Here is a 21,206-nt window from a genome sequence, read left to right as displayed (position 1 = left end):
TCCTAACTATCCGATGTGCGCGAACTTTCCGAACTAATAACTATCCTATAACTTTCGCCACCAAAAAGTACTGATCGTCATGCTTAGGTGCATTTTGCAAAGCCTCTTCGGGAGTAACTTCCTGCTTAATCACATCTTCGCGAAAAACATTTACCTCGTTTGACAGGTAAACCAGCGGCTCAACGCCTGATGTATCAATCTCATTCAATTTTTCCATAAAACCCAGTATCTTATTCATGTCGCCAATCATTTCCTGCTTTTCGGTGTCGGCAAGCTCTAAACGGGCAAGGTGGGCTATCTTATCTACGGTTTCACTGTCAATATTCATGCTTCAAATTTTTGTTTTATTATGCCAAATACTTTATCGCGTAAAGCATCAGCATCGTCTAAAGTTAAATTGGCCGTTTCAATGGGCCTATGTACAAATATATTACAAATACCCGGTTTGCTGCCATATTCGAGTCCGGTATCCCATAATTTTTGCCAGGTGTTTAATGATGTTACAGGTATAATAGGTATTTTTAATTCAATTGCCAGGCGAAACGGGCCATTTTTAAATTCATGTAATTGTGGAGGATATTCATCGGGGATCTTACCTTCCGGAAATATAATTACCGTTGTTCCGTTTGTCAACCTTTCAGCAGTCTGCTTAAATGCTCTGAATGACGACATTTTACTTTCGCGGTTAACCGGTATATCAACTGATCTGAAAAATATACCGGTTACAAATTCATCCATCAGTTCTTCTTTGCCCATAAAGCAAAAATTGTTTTTTACCATCAGGCTCATTGCCGTAATATCCAGATTTGAAATGTGGTTGGGGCAAATAATGTAAGTTTTTTTCCAGTCGATAGGTTCTTCAAAGGAAAAATTATATAAAATTCCTACAGTTATAGAACTTAAAAACCCCCAGATGCGCCTAACCTTATTCATGTTTTTATACCGTTGGGGATGGCGTGAAAAATAATAAAGAAAGGGGCTCAATAAAATGTAAAAAAAGCCAACGCTATACCGGTAAATATAGCAGTGCAATTTCTTCAATATTATTTTCATCGTCCCCAAAAATATAAAAAATCCTTACTTTCGCCGCTATGGAAACTGTTGTTAGTGGTATCAGGTCTACCGGGAACCTGCATTTGGGTAATTATTATGGTGCAATACAAAACTTTGTGAAAATGCAGCATGAGTATAACTGCTTTTTTTTTATTGCTGATCTGCATTCATTAACCACACATCCAACCCCGGCCAACCTGCATACTAATGTAAAAAGTGTACTGGTAGAGTATCTGGCAGCCGGCATTGATCCCGAAAAAGCCACCATCTATGTACAGTCTGACGTGCAGGAAATAGCCGAGCTATACCTGTACCTGAACATGAATGCCTATTTAGGCGAACTGGAGCGCAGTACCTCATTTAAAGATAAAGTGCGCGCCCACCCGGATAATGTTAACGCCGGGCTATTAACCTACCCGGTTTTAATGGCGGCAGATATATTGATACACCGGGCTACAAAAGTACCGGTAGGCAAAGATCAGGAGCAACACCTGGAAATGGCTCGCACCTTTGGCAATAGATTTAACCGTTTATATAATAAGGAGTATTTTCCGGAACCTTACGCTTTCAACTTTAGCGAGAAACTGGTAAAAATTCCGGGGCTTGATGGTAAAGGGAAAATGGGAAAATCAGAAGGAGAGGGGAACGCTGTTTTCCTTTCAGATGCACCCGAAGTAATCCGAAAAAAAGTAATGCGTGCCGTAACAGATAGCGGGCCAATTAAAGAAAATCAAGCAAAACCAGAAGAAATACAAAATCTTTTCGATCTGATGACCGTAGTATCAACCCCTGATACATATGCTCATTTTGATAACTTATATAACAACATGCAAATACGTTACGGCGATTTAAAAAAACAATTAGCCGAAGACATGATCATTGCTACCGCGCCAATCCGCGAACGCATAAACGAGATTGCCAATGATGCCCCATACTTGCGCCAGGTAGCCCGCTACGGCGCTATAAAGGCGCGAGAAAGTGCTGCTAAAACCATAAAAGAGGTTAGAGAAATTATTGGGTTTAAGAGCTTTTAGTCGATAGTCCATAGACCATAGTCCATAGTTTTTTATTACTTAATGATATCGACTATTGTCTATGGACTATCGACCATGGACTAATTTCATTTTGACTTTTAACATTCAAATTATATCTTAGCAAATATGCACATAGCTATTGTTGGAAACATAGGAGCCGGTAAAACTACACTCACAGAATTACTGGCCAAAAATTATGGCTGGGAACCATTATATGAAGCTGTAGATAATAATCCGTACCTGGAAGATTTTTACAGCGACATGAAACGCTGGAGTTTTAACCTGCAGATATATTTTTTGAATAGCCGTTACCGCCAGATCATCGATATACAAAAAAGTGGGAGCAACATTATACAGGACAGAACCATCTATGAGGATGCTTATATTTTTGCAGAAAACCTGCATGATATGGGCCTGATGACCAGCCGCGATTACGAAAACTACGAATCTATATTTGACAATATAACCGAATATATTAAACCGCCTGATCTGCTTGTTTATTTAAAAGCATCTGTGCCAACATTGGTAAACAATATTCAACGCCGTGGCAGAGAGTATGAGATAGGTATTCGTATAGATTATTTATCCAAACTGAACGAAAAGTACGACAAATGGATAAGCGGCTATAAGCTGGGTAAGTTGTTGGTACTGGATAAGGATAATCTGGATTTCGCTAACAATACCGAAGATCTGTCGAACATAATCCTGGCAGTTGAGCGGGAAATAAACGGATTATTTTAATTTTAGAATTACGATTTACGAATAGCCGATAGGTGATGGTAAATCTCAAATCGTAAATATGTTATTTATTTAATTTTAGAATTACAATTTACAATTTATGATTAGCCGATAGGTAATCGTAAATCGTAAATCTCAAATCGTAAATATGTTAGTTCTCGGTATTATTCCTGCACGTTACGCTTCATCACGGTTTCCGGGGAAGCCGTTGGTTGATATTGGGGGCAAAAGCATGATACAGCGGGTTTATGAGCAAGCTAAAAAGTGCGATCATTTAACCGAGGTTATTGTTGCTACGGATGATGCCCGCATATTTGATCATGTTATGGCTTTTGGCGGTGTGGCGGTAATGACCAGCGCAAAGCACCATAGCGGAACCGATCGTTGTGCCGAAGTTGCAATGGTGCATCAGCAATACCATGTGGTGATAAACATACAAGGTGACGAACCTTACATCGACCCTGAACAAATAACCAAACTGGCCGCGTGTTTTTCCACGCCCGATGTACAGATAGCTACCCTTATAAAAAGAGTTAAAACCGAGCAGGAACTGCATAACCCCAATACCCCTAAAGTAATTGTAAACAAACTGGATGAAGCGGTTTACTTTTCGCGCTCGGCATTGCCGCATATAAGGGGTGAAGAGCCGCAAAACTGGCTGGAGTTTTATCCTTATTTTAAACACATTGGCATTTATGGTTACCGGGCAGATGTTTTGCAGCAGATAACTAAACTGCCCATATCAGCCTTAGAAAAAGCCGAAAGCCTGGAGCAACTGCGCTGGATAGAGAACGGCTACCGCATAAAAGTTGCCGAAACAGATTTGGAAACTTACGCGGTAGACACCCCGGAGGACTTGGAATTACTTAAATAATATTTAAAGTACCAACCACACTATAACTATACCTGCATCGTTATAGACACTTAACCTGAACATAATGAAAGCACTACTTAAAAAATTGTTTATTGTCGGCATAGCCGTGTTATTTGCAACCGGTGTAAACGCGCAGAAAAAAGGGAAAAGAATCTCTGATTATGTGATAACGCCTAAAGGTGATACAGTAGCTTGCGTAATAACCATTCCATTTTTGGGTAAAGATACTTATACACCGATGGATGATGACCCGCAGCCATTAAAGCCCGAAGACATAAAGGGATATTATCTCCGCAGTAAAAATGCGCATTTCCAGTCGGTGTACAGGCCCAACGAAAAAAAGCCCGTGTTTTTAAAAGCTCTTGAAACAGGAAAGATAAATTTATACGAAGACACAGTAGCTAATAATGTAACAGATAGTTACAAGGCAGTATGGTATATAGCCAAAGGGAACGGTAAAATAGTAGAATTAAAAAGATCTAAAATATCCCCCGCTAAACCGGGTAAATCACCTAAAAATGAGCTTGAAGAAATGTTAATGGACAATAAAAATGTTTATGATGTTTATACGCACGATAAGGTATTTACTTTTGATGAGGCCCGAAGCTTTATCCATTTTTATAATACCGGGGTATGGCAGCAGGGTTGGGTACAAGTTTATCCGCATTAATACATTAATAATTTATAGTATACCCTAAGTAACTTAGGCGTGTATAGGTTCGGTTTACTTCACCTTACTATACAGCGCTGCCACCTTGCTATGGCACTCGTTAAGCACCACCACCGCCTGGGTTAAATTATCAACCACCTTGCGTTTAAAAACTTTGCTGCCACGGTTTTTATGTATCTCCCGCAACAGCTCATCATTTTCATAGAGCCGCATATCTAAATGGTCGTAAATATCTGCGGTATTAAAGTTGGCTATTTTTAAGTTATCAATTAAGCCTCGGTTGTTGATCAGTATTTTTTTAAGGTCGGCAACATTTTTTTCCATAATGCGCAGCGAGTTGTTAAAGTGATGGTCGTTAAAGCCGCCCTTGTTAATGAGGTTTATTAAACCGTTCTGGTTAATTAGCAACACATTCACTTTCTTGTTAAAATCAACCGCTAAATTTTTAAAGCTAACCCTGTCCGGTCGGTGGGCTATAATTTCAACATTGTCTAACACTCTTGAAAATAGCTTCGATATTAAATTTAATGAGTACAGGTAACTTTGATACTCGTCACGGTGTTTGGTTTGCGCGTAGTTGGTTTGGATAATTAAGAGCAATGCTATTAACAGCAATATTTTTTTCATGTTGTTGTCGACTTATAGTTATGTAGAAAGAAATTATTTCTCTTTTTGTTTAAATTAAAACCAGGAGATCTTTAAATAACTAAAACCTTTTCCACAATTGTGATTTTGTAAATCAAACCCCAAAAATATTCGTACTTTTGTATCCCGTACACAAACAATTAGCAGCGGCTTAAAATTGCTGTCAATTTTCAAAAAAAATCATGACTAAATACATATTTGTTACGGGCGGTGTGACCTCTTCGTTGGGGAAAGGCATTATATCGGCTTCATTGGCCAAACTTCTACAATCGCGCGGATACAGCGTAACCATTCAAAAATTCGATCCTTATATTAACATCGATCCGGGAACATTGAACCCTTACGAACATGGGGAATGCTATGTTACCGAAGATGGTGCCGAAACCGATCTTGACTTGGGTCATTATGAGCGTTTTTTAAACACGCCAACGTCCAAAGCCAACAACATTACTACGGGCCGTATCTATCAAAACGTAATTAACAAAGAACGCGAAGGCGCTTTTTTAGGAAAAACCGTACAGGTTGTTCCGCATATTACAGACGAGATAAAACGTAACATCCGTATACTGGGCGAAGACGGTAAATATGATATTGTAATAACCGAATTAGGTGGTACCGTAGGCGATATTGAATCATTACCATATATAGAAGCGGTAAGACAGTTCAGGTGGGAGGTAGGCTCGGGCAACTCATTAGTGATTCACCTTACGTTAATACCTTTCCTGGCAGCAGCGGGCGAATTAAAGACAAAACCAACCCAGCACTCTGTTAAGATGTTGCTGGAGTATGGTATACAGCCTGATATTTTGGTTTGCCGTACAGAGCATCATCTGAATATGGATATCAGAAAAAAAATCGCTTTATTTTGTAACGTTAACATCAATGCAGTTGTCGAATCAATTGACGCCTCGACTATTTATGATGTGCCTTTACTGATGTTGAAAGAGCAATTAGATAAAACGGTATTAACAAAATTAAAGCTGCCTCATAAAACAGAGCCGCAATTAGAAAACTGGAAAGACTTTTTGGGCCGCTTAAAAAATCCAACATCCGAAGTACGTATTGGGTTAGTTGGTAAATATGTAGAACTGCCCGATGCTTATAAATCTATCATTGAATCATTCATCCACGCGGGTGCAAAAAATGAGTGTAAAGTGAGGGTAGAATATATCCCATCAGAACAATTAACACCGGGCAACGCTATTGATAAGTTGCTGGGCCTGCATGGTGTACTTGTTGCACCGGGCTTTGGCGAGCGTGGTTTTGAAGGTAAAATAGAAGCCATACGTTATGTGCGCGAAAATAATATTCCGTTTTTTGGTATCTGTTTAGGGATGCAATGTGCCGTAGTTGAATTTGGCCGTAACGTTTTAGGGCTAAAAGATGCCAGCAGTACAGAAATGAACCCGGATACGCCAAACCCGGTAATTGCTATGATGGAAGAGCAAAAGAAAGTGGTAAACAAAGGCGGTACCATGCGTTTAGGCGCTTATGCCTGCGACCTTAAAAAAGGAAGTAAAGCCGCCGCCATATACGGTAAACACCATATAAGCGAGCGCCACAGGCATCGCTACGAATTTAATAACGACTATTTAAAGCAATATGAAACTGCCGGATTAACGCCATCGGGCTTTAACCCTGAGAATAACCTGGTAGAGATAGTTGAGTTAAAAAATCACCCGTTTTTTGTGGGAGCACAGTTTCATCCCGAATTAAAATCAACAGTTGCAAATCCGCACCCACTTTTTATTAACTTTGTCGCCGCTTCACTGGCTTATGCCCGCAAAAAATAGTTAATTTGAGTACGATACAATAGATAATGGATAGAAATACGTTTACAGGATTATTCCTGATTATGGTCATTATAGCCGGTTCGGTTTGGTTTTTAAGACCGAGCGATACTGAGATCAAAAAAGAAAAAGCACTACAACACCAGGATTCATTAAAAAGAGCAGGTATAAAAACAACACCTGTTACTGCAACAATTGATACTGCAAAGGCTGCTAAAACAATTGATACCGCTGCATTAAAAAGCCCGTTTGGCGCTACATTAAAAGGCAGCGAGAAATTGATCACCTTAGAGAATAAGGACCTCCGCATTAAATTAACTACGCTTGGCGGCCGCATATACTCGGTCGAATTAAAAAACTTTAAAACGTTTGATAAAAAGCCGCTAATATTATTTGATGGCGATGCAAACAAGTTTGGTTTTAGTTTTGCAGCAGGTGTGGCTAATATCAATACCAACGAAAGGTATTTTACCCCAAGCGCCACAGGTTTGCAGGTTACAGGTAAAGATTCGTCATCAATAACCATGCGTTTAAGCTATAGCCCAACACAGTATATTGATTATATATATACCTTAAACGGCGATGGCTATAAAGTGGGCTTTACTATTAAACCTACCGGTTTAGATAATGTAATTGCCAACAGCAGCAGTATTACTTTGGATTGGGAGAGCAGCCCGCACCGTTTAGAAAAAAGCGTCACCCTTGATCGTCAAAATTCTTATATAGGCTACTTTAATACCGAGAAGAACTATGATTTCTTTGGCGACACCAAGGACGATCAAAAAGACATTAGCGATAAAAAGATGGAATGGATATCGTTTAAACAACATTTCTTTTCGAGTGTCTTATTGTCAAAAGACGGTTTCAGTAAATCTAGTTTAATAGTAAGTACAGATACCACAAACCATGCTGATATTAAACAGCTAAAGGCGAACCTGGTATTAACACGGGATGCTGACGGTACTTTTCCTCTTGATTTTTACTTTAGCCCTAACCATTTTAAAACATTGCAGGCCCAGGGCCATAGCCTTGAAAAACAAATTTACATGGGTTGGGGGCCTTTAAAATATATTAACCGCTATGCTGTACAGCCAGTGTTTAATGTACTAACACAATTTAACTGGAATTACGGTATAATCATACTGGCATTAACCATCATCCTGAAATTAGTTTTATCGCCGCTTACCTATAAGTCGTACCTGTCAATGGCCAAGATGCGTGTGTTGAAGCCGGAAATGGATGAAATTAAAGCTAAAGTGGGCGAAGATAACCCTACTTTATTACAACAGGAGTACTTAAAGCTCTACAAAAAAGCGGGCGTTAACCCATTGGGTGGTTGTTTGCCATTGCTGATACAAATGCCTATTGTTATCGCGTTCTTCCGCTTTTTCCCGGGCTTGTTTGAGTTGCGCGGACAAGGATTTTTATGGATGCATGACTTGTCTACTTACGACTCGATAGTAAACTTTGGTTTCAGCATACCATTTATTGGCGATCACTTAAGTTTAATGTGTTTGCTGATGACGATATCTACCCTGATATACACTTACTTTAATAACCAGATATCGGGTGTAAGCGGGCAGATGAAATACATAGGGTACATTACCCCGATCATCTTCCTTGGTGCATTGAACGGTTATCCGGCAGGTTTGAATTATTACTACTTCCTGGCAAACATGCTAACTTTCTTACAGCAATATCTTATCCGCTTAATGGTTGATGATAAAAAGATACATGCCCAGATACAGGAAAACAAAAAGAAACCAGAAGACAAAAAGAAAAAATCAGGTTTCAGCGCCAAGATGGAAGAAATGATGCGTAATCAGCAACAAGTGCAGGCTAAGAAGAAGTAGAGATTAGTGATTGAAGATTAGTCTTAGCAAATTATAAAGGCCGCAATTATATTGCGGCTTTTTTATTGTTCAATATCTTCGAAATTGATAATAATAATATTTCAACTAATCTCCAATCTCTAATTAACTAATCACTAAATTTGTTAGCAAATTTAACATCATGTATGCAATTGTAGATATTGAGACCACGGGAGGGCATGCCAGCGCAAATGGTATAACCGAAATTGCTATTTGCTTACATGATGGTAAAAAAGTAACTAAACGCTTTAGCACCCTTGTAAATCCCCGCAGGGATATACCTATTTACATACGCGCCTTAACAGGCATTACTAACGAAATGGTAGCCGTAGCGCCGCCGTTTGAAGATGTGGCTGCTGATATTTACCATATGCTGCACGGCAAAATATTTGTTGCCCATAACGTAAATTTCGATTATTCATTTGTGCGTTATCACCTCGCCGCGGCGGGGTATGAGTTACAGAGCAATAAATTATGCACCGTAAGGCTGGGCCGTAAAATAATGCCGGGTTTGCCGTCATACAGCCTGGGTAAGCTTTGCCGGCATTTGGGTATTGATAACGAAAGCCGTCACCGCGCGATGGGCGACGCGGACGCTACATCTGAATTATTTAGCCTGCTGCTGCGTAACGATAAAGAGGATCATATTAAACAGGCCCTGAAACAAAACTCTAAAGAACAGGTACTGCCGCCTAATTTGCCAAAAATCGCGGTGCAGCAATTACCGTCGACACCGGGCGTGTATTATTTTCACGATCAAAAAGGAAAAGTGATATACGTAGGTAAGGCCAAAAATATAAAGAAACGGGTAAGCAGTCATTTTGTGGGTAATAACCCGGGTGTGCAAAGACAAGGTTTTTTACGCGATATTCACCAGGTAACCCACCAGATTTGCGGTACAGAGCTGATAGCATTTGTTTTAGAGGCGGTAGAGATAAAGCGCCTGTGGCCAAAATACAATCGATCATTAAAACGCTTTGAACATGCCTATGGCCTGTATATGTTCGAAGATCAACGTGGCTATATGCGTTTGGCGGTTGATAAGCACCGTAAATATACCGGAGCAATTTATACCTGCAACTCCATGCTGGAGGGCCGGGCCATATTGAACCAACTGATTGAAACTTTTAATCTTTGTCCTAAGCTTTGCTTCATTCAAAATAATACAGAACCATGTACGGGCACAGCACAAGATCAATGCGCCTGCACAGGGATAGAAACAGCCGATAGCTATAACCAAAAGGTAAACCTCGCTATTGCCGAACTAAACAAGGCGCTGCCCACCTTTGCCATCCGCGATGAAGGCCGTACCGACGACGAGCATAGCTGTATACTGGTCGAGAAGGGTAAGTTTTATGGTATGGGCTATATCTCGCACTATTTTGATGTGGAGAGCTTACAGCAGCTTAAAAACTATATTACACCATACCCGGGGAATGATTATATTAAAAATCTGGTAGCTAATTATGCGGAGAAATTCCCGCAACGGAAAGTGGTGTTTGAATGAGATAAAAACTAATTTCACTACAATTCGACTAATTAGTGTTTATTATATTACCCCCGCCTTCTCTAACTCCACCTGCATTTGCTGCTGCATTTTCAAAGCTTCTGCACGTGCGGCATCTGCAAAGTCCTCACCATTTCCGGCGTAGATGATGGAGCGCGAGGCATTAACTAAAAGGCCGCAATCTTTGGTCATGCCGTATTTGCAAACATCTTCCAGGCTACCGCCTTGTGCACCAACGCCGGGTACCAGTAAAAAGTTATCAGGAGCGTATTTACGTATAGCGGTAAACTCGGTGCTTTTTGTGGCGCCAACTACATACATTATCCTATCGGCACCTGCCCAGGTATTGGCCTTTTTAATTACGGCTTCGTACAGATAGCCATCGCCGGTTTCTAAATATTGAAAATCTTTACTGCCTACGGATGAGGTAAGCGCTAATATTATCACCCATTTACCCTCATACTTTAAATAAGGAGTAATACTGTCATTGCCCATATAAGGCGTAACCGTTATTGCATCAAAACTCATTCCTGACGTTGCTTCATCAAAAAAAGCTTTGGCATATTTATCAGAGGTATTGCCAATATCGCCGCGTTTGGCATCTATTATATTTAAACAATTGGTGGGTAAATATTTCCAGGTATCAATCAAACTTTGTAGCCCTTTAACACCATAGCTTTCATAAAAAGCCGAGTTTGGTTTATAAGCCACACACAAGTCTTTGGTAGCATCAATTATGCGTTTGTTAAACTCCAGGATAGGGTCGGGGTATTGTTTTAAAAATTGGGGTATTTTATCCAGATCGGTATCGAGCCCTACGCATAAAAAGGATTTTTTTTGTTTGATCTGGTCTATCAGTTGCGGGCGAGTAATCATGTAAGGTGCTTGATTTTTTGTAGGCTCAAAAAAACTAAAAATTACCTTAATGTTGGCTTATTTAAAGATATTTTTTTAAAAAGTTTGATATTTTAAATTATTTGCTTAAAATTGCATTGTTATCCTTTGAATTTTTCTTGCACTAAAGAAACAATTTTAAAATTCCTCGTTATTTATCATATAAAGTCACCTGGTTTTAAACATTGCAAAACAAGCTGCAAATAAATTTCTTTCAAAACAATCTGAGCATAATAGATTTAAGACTCACGAATAACTATCGTAATAAAAATCCTTTTGAACTATAATTCATATCATGTCTGATAAAACCGAATTGAACGACAAACTCGTTTCTGAGTTGCGCGAAATTGCTAAAAGTTTAGGTATAGCTGATGCCGATGCACTTAGGAAGCCCGAGCTAATTACCAATATTGTACAAATGCAGCAATTAATTGAAGCTGCCAGGGCACAACAAAATACTGTAGAAAATAACTACGCCGAAATTACCGCAACTACATCCAATACCGAAGAAGGTGGGGAAAAGAAAACACGTAATAGAATACGTACCATAAAAAATACTAACCTGCCGCGGGTGGATGTGCCGTTAGATGATACAAATTTATTTGACTTGCAGGACGATGAGCCGCAGACAGATGAGGCCGAAGAAATAGCAGTAGCCGTTTCTGAGCCCGTTGCAGAGCAACAAGAAAACGGAATGCCATTAGCCATGGCTGAAGAACCCGCTACTGAGGGCCGCCCGCAGAAATTTGAGCGCCGGGTTAATAATCAAAAAAGCCAGGATCCTGCTATTAATCTTGATTTTGATAATGTTATTGTAAACGAAGGTGTACTGGAAATTATGCCGGATGGTTATGGTTTCCTGCGTTCGTCTGATTACAACTATTTGACGTCTCCTGATGATATTTACGTATCACAATCACAAATAAAATTATTCGGCCTTAAAACCGGCGATACCGTTCGCGGCAGCATACGCCCGCCAAAAGAAGGTGAAAAATATTTCCCATTGGTACGCGTAGAGGCCATTAATGGCCGTATACCTGCCGAAGTACGTGACCGTGTTCCGTTTGATCACTTAACACCACTTTTCCCATCAGAAAAACTGAGCTTGTTTACAGATCCGGGTAATTACTCGACCCGTATTATGGATCTGTTCTCGCCGATAGGTAAGGGGCAGCGGGGCTTAATTGTGGCACAGCCTAAAACAGGTAAAACCATGTTATTAAAGGATGTGGCCAACGCTATCGCCAAGAACCACCCTGAAGTATATTTGATTATCCTGTTGATAGACGAGCGCCCTGAAGAGGTTACCGACATGGCCCGCAGCGTACGTGCCGAAGTTGTTTCATCAACATTTGATGAGCCTGCAGAGCGTCATGTGAAGATAGCTAACATCGTATTAGAAAAAGCTAAACGTATGGTTGAATGCGGCCATGACGTAGTTATACTATTAGATTCTATAACCCGTTTGGCGCGAGCTTATAATACAGTGGCACCGGCATCAGGTAAAATATTATCAGGTGGTGTTGATGCTAACGCGTTGCACAAGCCTAAACGGTTTTTTGGCGCCGCCCGTAATATTGAAGATGGCGGCTCATTAACTATCATCGCTACAGCTTTAACAGAAACCGGATCAAAAATGGACGAGGTTATATTTGAAGAATTTAAAGGTACAGGTAACATGGAGTTACAGCTGGATCGTAAATTATCAAATAAACGCGTGTTCCCGGCTATTGATATTACTGCTTCAAGTACACGTCGTGATGATTTATTGTTAGACAGGGAAACCTTACAGCGTATATGGATACTGCGTAACCATTTAGCTGATATGAACTCGATTGAGGCGATGGAATTCTTACAAAGCCAGATAAGGGGTACAAAAACTAACGAAGAATTCTTAATATCAATGAATTCTTAATATTTTTGGTTTGCTATTTGCAGATATATTTGCCTGCAAATAGCAAACACTTAATATAAGTTTGATACCTTTCTACCAAAATGAAGACGCGGGTTAAAAAACACCTTCCTAATGCCATTACCTGTGCAAACCTGTTTAGCGGGTGCGTTGGTATTGTTTTTGCATTCCAGGAAAATTTAATATTTGCAGCCTACGCGCTTTTTTTAGCAGCTATTTTTGATTTCTTTGATGGTTTTGCATCGCGTGTGCTACAATCTTTTTCGGGTATCGGCAAAGAATTGGATTCGCTGGCCGATATGGTTAGTTTCGGTGTTTTACCATCAGTTATATTATATGAGTTGTTTTTGCAGGCCCCGCAAATACCTCATGTAAGTATGTTTTTAAACTTTAGCGCTTTTTTAATACCCGTATTTTCGGCACTTAGGCTGGCTAAGTTTAATACAGATAGTCGACAGGCTGAAATATTTATTGGCTTACCCACACCAGCCAATGCTATATTGATTGCTTCGTTTCCGCTAATAATTCAGCAATACAGTAATTTGGCGGTTTATATATTAAACCCTTATGGTTTAACTGTATTTGTAGTAGTTATGTGCGCGCTGTTAGTAGCCGAACTGCCGTTAATGTCGCTTAAATTTAAAAATAAAGACTTCAACAAAAATATATATCGCTATTTACTGCTGTTGTTTTCGGCAATATTGATACTATTTTTTAAATTTGTTGCAGTTCCGGTGGTTATATTTATCTATATCACTTTATCCATAATTCAATTCAAAATAGCAGATGACAACATTCCAGGCTGAAATAGACGTAATGCCCAAAAAAGAAATACTTGATCCACAAGGAAAAGCCGTAACCGGAAGTATGAAAAATTTGGGTCTGGCCGAAATACAAAACATACGCATTGGCAAGCACATCTCCCTGCAAATAGAAGCCGACAGTGAAGCAATTGCTCATGAAAAAGTAGAGTTGGCCTGTAAAAATTTATTGGCCAATTTAATTATGGAGAGCTATAGCTATACCATAGAGCAGGTTTAAAGCTTAGTTTCAGCTTCTTCTTTTATTTTTAATAGGGCGATGGTATTAGCAGCTATCGACGCCCGTACCTCGTCAAGCTTGGTTAATACATCCACGGCATTTGGCGCACCGGTTTTGCAGCTTAATTCAATATGTTGAATTAAGGCTTGGCTATTTAACATACCAAAAAATCCCAGGGTAGCTTTTAGTTTATGTGCTGCCGATGCTGCAGTTGCCCAATCCATTTCCTTTAATGCGTTCCCTATATCCTGCAATGAGGGCGGGGCTTGCTGTAAAAACATATCTATCGACTCAATAATAAATTCGTTGTTGCCATCTGCAATTTCATGCAATAAGGAAAGGTCAAGATTAGGTGATATGTTTGACATAAAAGGTTATATTAACCCAAATTTATAATTTTTTTACAATTAAGTTATCTTTCAAAGCTTTTTTCAATTGTAAGCTGTTCTTGTGTAAAACCGGATGAATAAGGTCGGGTGCTATTTCTGCCAGCGGCTCTAAAGTAAACCGGCGCTTATGTAATTCGGGGTGTGGTATTTGCAAGCCAGGTTCATCAATAATAGCCGCGTTATAATATAAAATATCAATATCAATAATGCGCGATCCCCATTTCTCTGCCCGCTTTCTCCCCATCACATCTTCAATAGCTAATATTTTTTCAAGTATGGTTTGGGCCGATAAGTCGGTTTGCAGTTCAATAACAAGATTTAAATAATCAGGCTCATCACTTTTTCCCCATGACTGTGTTTCATAAACTGATGATATTTTTATAATTGGAGCAATATCATATTCTATATGCCTTATGGCTTGTTGCAAAAATAGTTTCCTATCCCCCAAATTACTGCCTAATAATAAAAATACGTTATTCATTGTTGTAACAAATATTATAGATGTGGCTCTTAATATTATACCACATGGTTTTATTAAGTTTGCATAGATATAATATTTATAATAGTAAATGAAGCAATTTTTCAAATTTGTATTAGCAACATTCGTTGGCATCATATTAACCACCATAATTATAGTTCTTGTTTTTATAGGTATTATAGCAGCCGGTAGTGATAATACGGTAGTAGTTGATGCTAACTCGGTTTTACATATAGCTATAAAATACCCTATAACAGAGCGTACTGCAAACAATCCATTGGCCGCATTAAGTTTTTTGGGGTTTGACGGCGATAAAGCGATAGGGCTAAAAGATATTTTAGCTAATATAAAAAAGGCAAAAGCAGATAATAAAATAAAGGGTATATTTTTAGATGAAAGCTACATGCTATCTGGCGAAGCCACTACGGAAGAAATACGCAACGCCCTGATAGACTTTAAAAAATCAGGCAAATTTATTATTGCTTACTCCGAGATTTATACACAGGGATTTTACTATTTGGCGTCCGTTGCAGATAAAGTTTATATCAATCCTAAAGGCATTTTGGAATTTAATGGTTTTAACTCAAATATCACTTTCTTAAAAGGTGCTTTGGATAAATTGGGTATAGAGGCGCAGATAATTAAAGTAGGCACTTATAAAAGCGCTGTTGAGCCATTGGTACTTACCAGGATGAGCGATGCCAACCGCCTGCAGGTTACCTCATACCTGGGATCGTTATATGATCACTTTTTAACCGGCATTAGTAAAAGCAGGGGTATAAACAAAGACTCATTATTTGTTTATGCAAATCAGATGCGTATTAAAGAACCCGAAGATGCTTTGAAATATAAACTGGTTGACGGTTTAAAGTATAAAGACGAGATTTTAGATGAATTTAAACAACGTTTAGGCGTTAAGGCTAAAGACGATATAAAAAGTGTTGATATAGCCGAATATAGCAAGAGCGAAGAGGATATGAAAGAGGTTTCTACCAATCGAATAGCGGTGGTTTATGCCTCGGGCGAGATTGGTGGTGGCGAGGGTGGTGATAATAGTATTGGTTCTGAAGCCATATCAAAAGCTTTGCGTAAGGTAAGATTAGATAAAAAGATAAAGGCAGTAGTATTGCGTGTAAACTCGCCGGGTGGCAGTTCATTGGCATCAGACGTGATATGGCGCGAGGTAATGCTTACCCAAAAGGTAAAGCCCATAATAGTTTCTATGGGTGATGTTGCGGCATCCGGCGGATACTATATTTCTTGCGCGGCCGATTCTATATTTGCCGAACCTAATACCATAACAGGCTCGATAGGCATTTTCGCTATTTTGCCAAATATGCAAAAACTGTTTAATGATAAGTTGGGTGTAACTTTTGATGGTGTTAAAACCGGTAAATTTGCAGATCTGGGTAATACTACCCGGCCGCTAACGCCCGAAGAAAGAGCCATACTGCAAAGCGAAATAAACCATGGTTATGATGATTTTACAAAAGCAGTTGCAGCAGGACGCCATAAAACACAGGCATATATTAACACAATAGGGCAGGGCCGCGTTTGGACGGGCGCACAGGCCGTTAATATTGGCCTGGTAGATCGTTTAGGTAATATTGAGGATGCAGTGAAATCAGCAGCAAAAAAAGCTAAGCTTAAAGATTACAGACTGGTTGCCTATCCCGAGCAAAAAAGTGTTTTCAACAAATTGGGGCAAAGCTTTGGTGTAGAGATGAAAACCCGTATACTACAATCAGAACTAGGCGAGAACTACCGCGTGTATGAGCAAATTAAAAAAATGACCTCAATGATGCGTATCCCATTGGCAAGGATGGAGTATGATGTGGTGGTGAAATAAATTTCTTTGCTAAATGATATATGATAGCCTTACTAAGTTTTAAAACTAGTAAGGCTTATTTGTTTATCATATCTATGAACTAAGCAACAGCTTTAGTATTTTTACTGCTTAATCTAATTATGGAAAACAAAGCCATAGCCCGTAAACTTCGCTTATTATCACAGTTAATGGAACTGCATGATATTAATCCCTTCAAAATTAAATCAATAGCTAACGCAGCTTTTAAGGTGGATAAGCTGCCTTTTAAGGTTGAGGGTAAAAGCTACGCAGAGTTGGAAAAGATAGATGGAGTAGGCAAAAGCCTTGCAGCTAAAATAGTAGAACTTTTAAATACCGGCACCATGGTAGAGATGGATGAGCTTTTGGCAGCTACGCCGCCCGGCGTTGTAGAAATGATGCAGATAAAAGGTATTGGCGCTAAAAAGGTATCAACCATTTGGCATGATATGGGTATTGAAACTATAGGCGAGCTGTATTATGCCTGTAACGAAAACCGCCTGATAGAAGCTAAAGGCTTCGGCCTGAAAACTCAGGATGAGATACGTAAGGTTATTGAATTTGCAATGGCCAGCAGCGGTAAATTTTTATATGCGCAGGTTGAGCCCGAAGCTGATAAGCTGACAGATCAAATAAAAAGCATGTTTTCGAATGCGTTAATGGAGTTTGCTGGGGAATACAGGCGGCTTTGCGAGATCATTACAGAACTTATTGTGATTGTGGGCAGCCGCGACCAGGAAATTGCTTTTCAAACTATTTCGCATTCAGGCATACTGAACAACCAAATCATAAAAGAAAATTATTTGATTGGCGAAACCGACAATGGCTTAAAGGTTACCATTTTTGTGGTTGAAAAAAGATATTTTTTTAAAACATTATTCCTCAAAACCGGCAATGATGAACATGTAAATTCTGTTTTGGAACGCAGCGTAGATGAAGCTGACCAGCCCGAAAGCGAGGAGCTAATCTATCAAAAAGCCGGGTTAGCTTTTATAAAGCCTGAGTTACGCGAGGGAAACACGTTTATTGAAAGAGCCGAAAATAATGAATTACCGCAACTAATATCATATAATGACCTAAAAGGTGCACTACATAACCATAGTACATGGAGCGATGGCATTAACACATTGGAAGAAATGGCACTGTATTGCCGGGATAAATTAAAACTGGAATACCTGGGCATTTGTGACCATAGCAAAAGCGCTTTCTACGCCAAAGGCCTAAGTATTGAAAGAGTATTGCAGCAACAGGAAGAAATAGATCATTTGAATAAAAAATTAGATGGTTTTCATATATTCAAAGGCATCGAGTCTGATATTTTAAATGATGGCTCGCTGGATTATCCGGATGAGATATTAAAGAAGTTTGATTTTATAGTGGCCTCTGTTCATTCCAATTTAAAAATGGGCGAAGAAAAGGCAACCGAAAGATTGATAAAAGCAATTGAGAATCCGTACACTACTATACTTGGCCATCCAACCGGGCGTTTATTGTTAAGCCGCAATGGATATGCAATTAATTATAAAAAGGTAATTGATGCCTGTGCCGCCAATAATGTAGTAATAGAAGTTAATGCTAATCCGTTACGTGTTGATCTCGACTGGCGCTGGCACCAATACGCATTAGATAAAGGCGTTTGGTTATCAATCAACCCGGATGCACACCGCATTGAAGGATTTTTAGATATGCATTACGGAGTAATAGTTGCCCGAAAAGGTGGATTGTACAAGGAAAGATGTTTGAATGCCTTATCATTGCAGGAAATAACGCAAGTGTTTAAAACGAAGAAAAAATAAATTTAATAAAATGGTTATTGAAGAACTTAAGGATCATCAAAATATTATACAAAAGGTAATTGATACGCTTGCGCCTGATATTGAGAAAGCCTGCGACATGATAACTACCGCAATAAAAAACGGTAATAAGGTTTTAGTTGCCGGCAACGGCGGCAGCGCTGCAGATGCGCAGCACATTGCTGCAGAACTAAGTGGGCGTTTTGTGAAAGACAGGAAAGCATTGCCGGGGATTGCTTTAACCACCGATACATCGGCACTAACATCTATTGCTAATGATTATGGTTATGAGTACGTATTTTCGCGTCAGTTGGAGGCTCTGGCTCAGCCCGGCGACTTGTTTATCGGCATATCTACCAGCGGCAATAGCCAGGGAGTACTAAATGCTTTTAAAACAGCAAAAGCTATCAATTGTAATACGTTAGGGCTTTCGGGCAGGGATGGCGGCCAGATGAACGGGTTATGCGATCTTAATATCATCATACCATCAACTATTACTGCACGTATACAAGAAATGCATATTCTTATAGGGCATATATTGTGTAAAGCTGTAGATGATCTTTTTTAATTGCTGCTTATATTTACATTATGAGGATCAATCTTGAAAAAACACTGTTAAATAAAATTACCGATCTGCATACGCTTAAGCACCGTATAGCTGCCTGGAAATTTGAGGGTAAAAAGGTAGTATTTACAAATGGGGTATTTGATTTGCTGCATATTGGCCACATAACCTATATGGCAAAGGCAGCAGAATTGGGCGATAAGCTAATTATAGGCTTGAACGCCGATAGCTCTGTAAAGCGCCTTAAAGGGGATGGTCGCCCTATAAATGACCAGAATAACCGCGCGGCATTATTGGCGGCATTGTTTTTTGTTGATGCCGTTGTTGTGTTTGAAGAAGATACACCGCTTAATTTGATCACTGCTTTATTGCCGGACATATTGGTTAAAGGTGCCGATTATACCATCGATAACATAGTTGGTGCTAAAGAAGTTATAGCTAATGGGGGAGAAGTAAAAACCATTGATTTTGTTGATGGATATTCCTCAACGTCCATTATTCAAAGAATAAGGAACCAGGTTACCTAAGCTTACCAAATGAAGATACTGGTTATCCGCTTTAGCTCTATGGGCGATATAATTTACACAACGCCTGTTGTGCGATGCCTTAAAAAGCAATTAGCCGGTGCCGAAGTTCATTTTATAACCAAGCCAGCGTTTAAATACATTTACGATAATAACCCTTACGTAGATAAACTGCTTTTATTAAAGCCCAATCTGTCTGATACGATAAAAGATATAAAGGCGGAGCGGTATGATTACATTATAGATCTGCATAATAACCTGCGTACTGCATTAATTAAGCTCAGAACAGGTATCCGCTCATCAACTTATAAAAAACAAGCCATCCGCAAATGGTTAAGTTTAAAACTAAATTTAAATTTGGTGCCACCCGTTCATTTGGTTGATAGGTATATGGAAGCTGTAAAGTTTTTAAATGTAAAAAATGATGAGCAACCTATTGATTATTACATTAAAGCAGACCATCAGCTGGATAAATTGCTGCCCGTTTCGCACCTGGGAGCATATATAGTTTTCGTAATTGGAGCCACGCACTTTACTAAACGCATGCCTAATGAAAAGATAATTAATATATGCAGTGAAATTAATAGTCCTGTTGTTTTGCTGGGTGGTAACGATGTCAAAGCAAACGGCGATATAATAGCAGGCATGCTTGGTGCTAAAATTTACAATGCCTGCGGTATAACCTCGTTGGATGAATCGGTATTTTTGGTATCAAAAGCAACTAATATTATTGGCTTTGATACTGGTTTAACCCATATAGCTGAAGCGTTTGATAAACCCATTGTATCTATATGGGGAGGCACCGCGCCCCAGTTATTAGGTGTACAACCCTATAAAGTGAAAGAAGTTTTAGTGGCAGATGTTGAATTACCTTGCAGACCATGCTCTAAATTTGGATTGCCTGCCTGCCCCTTGGGGCATTTTAAATGTATGTATGATATTGATGAAAATGCTATAACAGAATTTGTAAACAAGTAGTTTAGCATTATGAAAAAAGCGATAATAATTACCTGCCTGTTGTTAATAACCTGTTTTTATGCAGGTGCGCAAATAACTTATGGTGCAAAAATTTCGGGTGGGTTGGCTTACCAAAAAATTAATAATGCGTATATTATTGCAGCGGGTTCTATAAAGACATTTAATATACGGGGGATAGCACAAATGCCGTTTAAAAATGGATTTTGGCTGGAGGCAGGTATAGGCATATCCGGTAAGGGGTCTGTGGTATATAATGATGCGTTAACCACTACCACTCATTTAACTTATCTGGAGCTCCCGGTGAATGTTTTAAGGAAATTTAAATTTACTGATCTTGGCGTTTTCTATATTGGAGCCGGAGGCTATGCGGCAATGGGTTTAGGTGGTAAGCTGGATTATGAAACTCCCGGGAGCAGTACCTCTGATAATGTGAGATTTGGTAAAGCTGATGATGCTCAAAAATTTGATACCGGATTAGGTTTTTCAACAGGGTTTGAATTTCGCAATAAACTAACATTTAACCTGGCTTATTCATTGGGGATAAATAATATTGCATCAACCACCCAACAAGATTCGGGTACTAGTGTTGTTAAGAACAGGGAGT

22 protein-coding genes are annotated in these 21,206 nt (G+C 39.3%); 16 read left to right on the top strand and 6 right to left on the bottom strand.

All coding sequences use genetic code 11. From position 1 onward, the window contains the following. Positions 1-40: 40 nt before the first annotated feature. The gene (gene gatC / locus JWP71_RS02395; protein ID WP_299496698.1) at positions 41-328 is read right to left on the bottom strand and encodes an Asp-tRNA(Asn)/Glu-tRNA(Gln) amidotransferase subunit GatC; all 288 of its coding nucleotides are present in this window, start codon (positions 326-328) and stop codon (positions 41-43) included. Then, the gene (locus JWP71_RS02390; protein ID WP_366143513.1) at positions 325-933 is read right to left on the bottom strand and encodes a lysophospholipid acyltransferase family protein; all 609 of its coding nucleotides are present in this window, start codon (positions 931-933) and stop codon (positions 325-327) included. Before JWP71_RS02390 ends, gatC begins: the two co-directional genes overlap by 4 nt. 158 nt (positions 934-1,091) lie before the next feature. Here JWP71_RS02390 and trpS point away from each other — a divergent pair, with 158 nt between their 5' ends. The 4 genes from trpS (at position 1,092) to JWP71_RS02370 (ending at position 4,369) form a co-directional block, all read left to right on the top strand. Then, positions 1,092-2,087: a tryptophan--tRNA ligase gene (trpS, locus tag JWP71_RS02385; protein ID WP_299496694.1), complete on the top strand. Its 996-nt coding sequence runs from the start codon at positions 1,092-1,094 to the stop codon at positions 2,085-2,087. A gap of 126 nt (positions 2,088-2,213) precedes the next feature. Then, positions 2,214-2,828 carry a deoxynucleoside kinase gene (locus JWP71_RS02380; RefSeq protein WP_299496692.1) on the top strand — a complete coding sequence of 205 codons (615 nt, stop codon included), beginning with the start codon at positions 2,214-2,216 and terminating at the stop codon, positions 2,826-2,828. 145 nt (positions 2,829-2,973) lie between these two features. Continuing rightward, positions 2,974-3,699 (top strand): 3-deoxy-manno-octulosonate cytidylyltransferase, encoded by a 726-nt coding sequence (gene kdsB / locus JWP71_RS02375; RefSeq protein WP_299496689.1) that lies wholly within the window; start codon positions 2,974-2,976, stop codon positions 3,697-3,699. A gap of 64 nt (positions 3,700-3,763) precedes the next feature. Continuing rightward, the gene (locus JWP71_RS02370; RefSeq protein ID WP_299496687.1) at positions 3,764-4,369 is read left to right on the top strand and encodes a hypothetical protein; all 606 of its coding nucleotides are present in this window, start codon (positions 3,764-3,766) and stop codon (positions 4,367-4,369) included. Positions 4,370-4,423: 54 nt separating this feature from the next. Here the strand turns inward: JWP71_RS02370 and JWP71_RS02365 are convergent, their stop codons facing one another. Beyond that, complete coding sequence (locus JWP71_RS02365; RefSeq protein ID WP_299496685.1) at positions 4,424-4,996, bottom strand: hypothetical protein; 573 nt, start codon at positions 4,994-4,996, stop codon at positions 4,424-4,426. A gap of 200 nt (positions 4,997-5,196) precedes the next feature. On the opposite strand from JWP71_RS02365, the gene JWP71_RS02360 reads away from it, so the two are divergent. The 3 genes from JWP71_RS02360 to JWP71_RS02350 all read left to right on the top strand — a co-directional run bounded on the left by JWP71_RS02360 (position 5,197) and on the right by JWP71_RS02350 (position 10,182). Further along, positions 5,197-6,807: a CTP synthase gene (locus JWP71_RS02360; protein WP_299496684.1), complete on the top strand. Its 1,611-nt coding sequence runs from the start codon at positions 5,197-5,199 to the stop codon at positions 6,805-6,807. A 26-nt stretch (positions 6,808-6,833) separates the two neighbouring features. Further along, positions 6,834-8,657: a membrane protein insertase YidC gene (yidC, locus tag JWP71_RS02355; protein WP_299496682.1), complete on the top strand. Its 1,824-nt coding sequence runs from the start codon at positions 6,834-6,836 to the stop codon at positions 8,655-8,657. A 160-nt stretch (positions 8,658-8,817) separates the two neighbouring features. Continuing rightward, positions 8,818-10,182, top strand: a complete 1,365-nt coding sequence (locus JWP71_RS02350; protein WP_299496679.1) for an exonuclease domain-containing protein — start codon at positions 8,818-8,820, stop codon at positions 10,180-10,182. 42 nt (positions 10,183-10,224) lie between these two features. Here the strand turns inward: JWP71_RS02350 and pyrF are convergent, their stop codons facing one another. Continuing rightward, positions 10,225-11,055: an orotidine-5'-phosphate decarboxylase gene (gene pyrF, locus JWP71_RS02345; protein WP_299496718.1), complete on the bottom strand. Its 831-nt coding sequence runs from the start codon at positions 11,053-11,055 to the stop codon at positions 10,225-10,227. A 316-nt stretch (positions 11,056-11,371) separates the two neighbouring features. Between pyrF and rho the strand changes: the two genes are divergently transcribed. The 3 genes from rho (at position 11,372) to purS (ending at position 14,029) form a co-directional block, all read left to right on the top strand. After that, on the top strand, positions 11,372-12,991 hold the full coding sequence (rho, locus tag JWP71_RS02340; protein WP_299496677.1) for a transcription termination factor Rho: 1,620 nt from the start codon (positions 11,372-11,374) through the stop codon (positions 12,989-12,991). An 80-nt stretch (positions 12,992-13,071) separates the two neighbouring features. Next, entirely contained in the window at positions 13,072-13,794 is a 723-nt protein-coding gene (locus tag JWP71_RS02335) for a CDP-alcohol phosphatidyltransferase family protein (protein WP_299496674.1), read from the top strand. Continuing rightward, on the top strand, positions 13,775-14,029 hold the full coding sequence (gene purS / locus JWP71_RS02330; RefSeq protein ID WP_299496672.1) for a phosphoribosylformylglycinamidine synthase subunit PurS: 255 nt from the start codon (positions 13,775-13,777) through the stop codon (positions 14,027-14,029). The genes JWP71_RS02335 and purS overlap by 20 nt, the downstream gene beginning before the upstream one ends. Here the strand turns inward: purS and JWP71_RS02325 are convergent. Beyond that, a complete protein-coding gene (locus tag JWP71_RS02325; RefSeq protein ID WP_299496670.1) occupies positions 14,026-14,397 on the bottom strand; it encodes an Hpt domain-containing protein in 372 nt (123 codons plus the stop codon). The genes purS and JWP71_RS02325 overlap by 4 nt on opposite strands. 22 nt (positions 14,398-14,419) lie before the next feature. Next, positions 14,420-14,899: a 2-amino-4-hydroxy-6-hydroxymethyldihydropteridine diphosphokinase gene (gene folK, locus JWP71_RS02320; RefSeq protein ID WP_299496668.1), complete on the bottom strand. Its 480-nt coding sequence runs from the start codon at positions 14,897-14,899 to the stop codon at positions 14,420-14,422. An 88-nt stretch (positions 14,900-14,987) separates the two neighbouring features. Between folK and sppA the strand changes: the two genes are divergently transcribed. From sppA to JWP71_RS02290, 6 genes are all read left to right on the top strand, one after another. Further along, positions 14,988-16,745: a signal peptide peptidase SppA gene (gene sppA, locus JWP71_RS02315; RefSeq protein ID WP_299496666.1), complete on the top strand. Its 1,758-nt coding sequence runs from the start codon at positions 14,988-14,990 to the stop codon at positions 16,743-16,745. Positions 16,746-16,864: 119 nt separating this feature from the next. After that, positions 16,865-18,538, top strand: a complete 1,674-nt coding sequence (locus JWP71_RS02310; protein ID WP_299496664.1) for a DNA polymerase/3'-5' exonuclease PolX — start codon at positions 16,865-16,867, stop codon at positions 18,536-18,538. A gap of 10 nt (positions 18,539-18,548) precedes the next feature. Then, a complete protein-coding gene (gmhA, locus tag JWP71_RS02305) occupies positions 18,549-19,103 on the top strand; it encodes a D-sedoheptulose 7-phosphate isomerase (protein WP_299496661.1) in 555 nt (184 codons plus the stop codon). Between the two features lie 20 nt (positions 19,104-19,123). Beyond that, positions 19,124-19,627, top strand: coding sequence for a D-glycero-beta-D-manno-heptose 1-phosphate adenylyltransferase (rfaE2, locus tag JWP71_RS02300; RefSeq protein ID WP_299496659.1), 504 nt, complete (start codon positions 19,124-19,126; stop codon positions 19,625-19,627). Positions 19,628-19,636: 9 nt separating this feature from the next. Next, positions 19,637-20,602 (top strand): glycosyltransferase family 9 protein, encoded by a 966-nt coding sequence (locus tag JWP71_RS02295; RefSeq protein ID WP_299496657.1) that lies wholly within the window; start codon positions 19,637-19,639, stop codon positions 20,600-20,602. Between the two features lie 9 nt (positions 20,603-20,611). After that, on the top strand, positions 20,612-21,206 hold a 595-nt coding region (locus tag JWP71_RS02290; protein ID WP_299496655.1), incomplete at its 3' end, for a porin family protein.

The organism is Mucilaginibacter sp. (genome assembly GCF_028287845.1).
GTDB lineage: Bacteria > Bacteroidota > Bacteroidia > Sphingobacteriales > Sphingobacteriaceae > Mucilaginibacter.
This window is presented reverse-complemented; position numbering and strand designations above follow the sequence as displayed.

Coding starts and splice junctions, on each gene's coding strand:
- gatC (WP_299496698.1), bottom strand. CDS start 328: ATGAATATTGACAGTGAAACCGTAGATAAGATAGCCCACCTTGCCCGT.
- JWP71_RS02390 (WP_366143513.1), bottom strand. CDS start 933: ATGAATAAGGTTAGGCGCATCTGGGGGTTTTTAAGTTCTATAACTGTA.
- trpS (WP_299496694.1), top strand. CDS start 1,092: ATGGAAACTGTTGTTAGTGGTATCAGGTCTACCGGGAACCTGCATTTG.
- JWP71_RS02380 (WP_299496692.1), top strand. CDS start 2,214: ATGCACATAGCTATTGTTGGAAACATAGGAGCCGGTAAAACTACACTC.
- kdsB (WP_299496689.1), top strand. CDS start 2,974: ATGTTAGTTCTCGGTATTATTCCTGCACGTTACGCTTCATCACGGTTT.
- JWP71_RS02370 (WP_299496687.1), top strand. CDS start 3,764: ATGAAAGCACTACTTAAAAAATTGTTTATTGTCGGCATAGCCGTGTTA.
- JWP71_RS02365 (WP_299496685.1), bottom strand. CDS start 4,996: ATGAAAAAAATATTGCTGTTAATAGCATTGCTCTTAATTATCCAAACC.
- JWP71_RS02360 (WP_299496684.1), top strand. CDS start 5,197: ATGACTAAATACATATTTGTTACGGGCGGTGTGACCTCTTCGTTGGGG.
- yidC (WP_299496682.1), top strand. CDS start 6,834: ATGGATAGAAATACGTTTACAGGATTATTCCTGATTATGGTCATTATA.
- JWP71_RS02350 (WP_299496679.1), top strand. CDS start 8,818: ATGTATGCAATTGTAGATATTGAGACCACGGGAGGGCATGCCAGCGCA.
- rho (WP_299496677.1), top strand. CDS start 11,372: ATGTCTGATAAAACCGAATTGAACGACAAACTCGTTTCTGAGTTGCGC.
- JWP71_RS02335 (WP_299496674.1), top strand. CDS start 13,072: ATGAAGACGCGGGTTAAAAAACACCTTCCTAATGCCATTACCTGTGCA.
- purS (WP_299496672.1), top strand. CDS start 13,775: ATGACAACATTCCAGGCTGAAATAGACGTAATGCCCAAAAAAGAAATA.
- JWP71_RS02325 (WP_299496670.1), bottom strand. CDS start 14,397: ATGTCAAACATATCACCTAATCTTGACCTTTCCTTATTGCATGAAATT.
- folK (WP_299496668.1), bottom strand. CDS start 14,899: ATGAATAACGTATTTTTATTATTAGGCAGTAATTTGGGGGATAGGAAA.
- sppA (WP_299496666.1), top strand. CDS start 14,988: ATGAAGCAATTTTTCAAATTTGTATTAGCAACATTCGTTGGCATCATA.
- JWP71_RS02310 (WP_299496664.1), top strand. CDS start 16,865: ATGGAAAACAAAGCCATAGCCCGTAAACTTCGCTTATTATCACAGTTA.
- gmhA (WP_299496661.1), top strand. CDS start 18,549: ATGGTTATTGAAGAACTTAAGGATCATCAAAATATTATACAAAAGGTA.
- rfaE2 (WP_299496659.1), top strand. CDS start 19,124: ATGAGGATCAATCTTGAAAAAACACTGTTAAATAAAATTACCGATCTG.
- JWP71_RS02295 (WP_299496657.1), top strand. CDS start 19,637: ATGAAGATACTGGTTATCCGCTTTAGCTCTATGGGCGATATAATTTAC.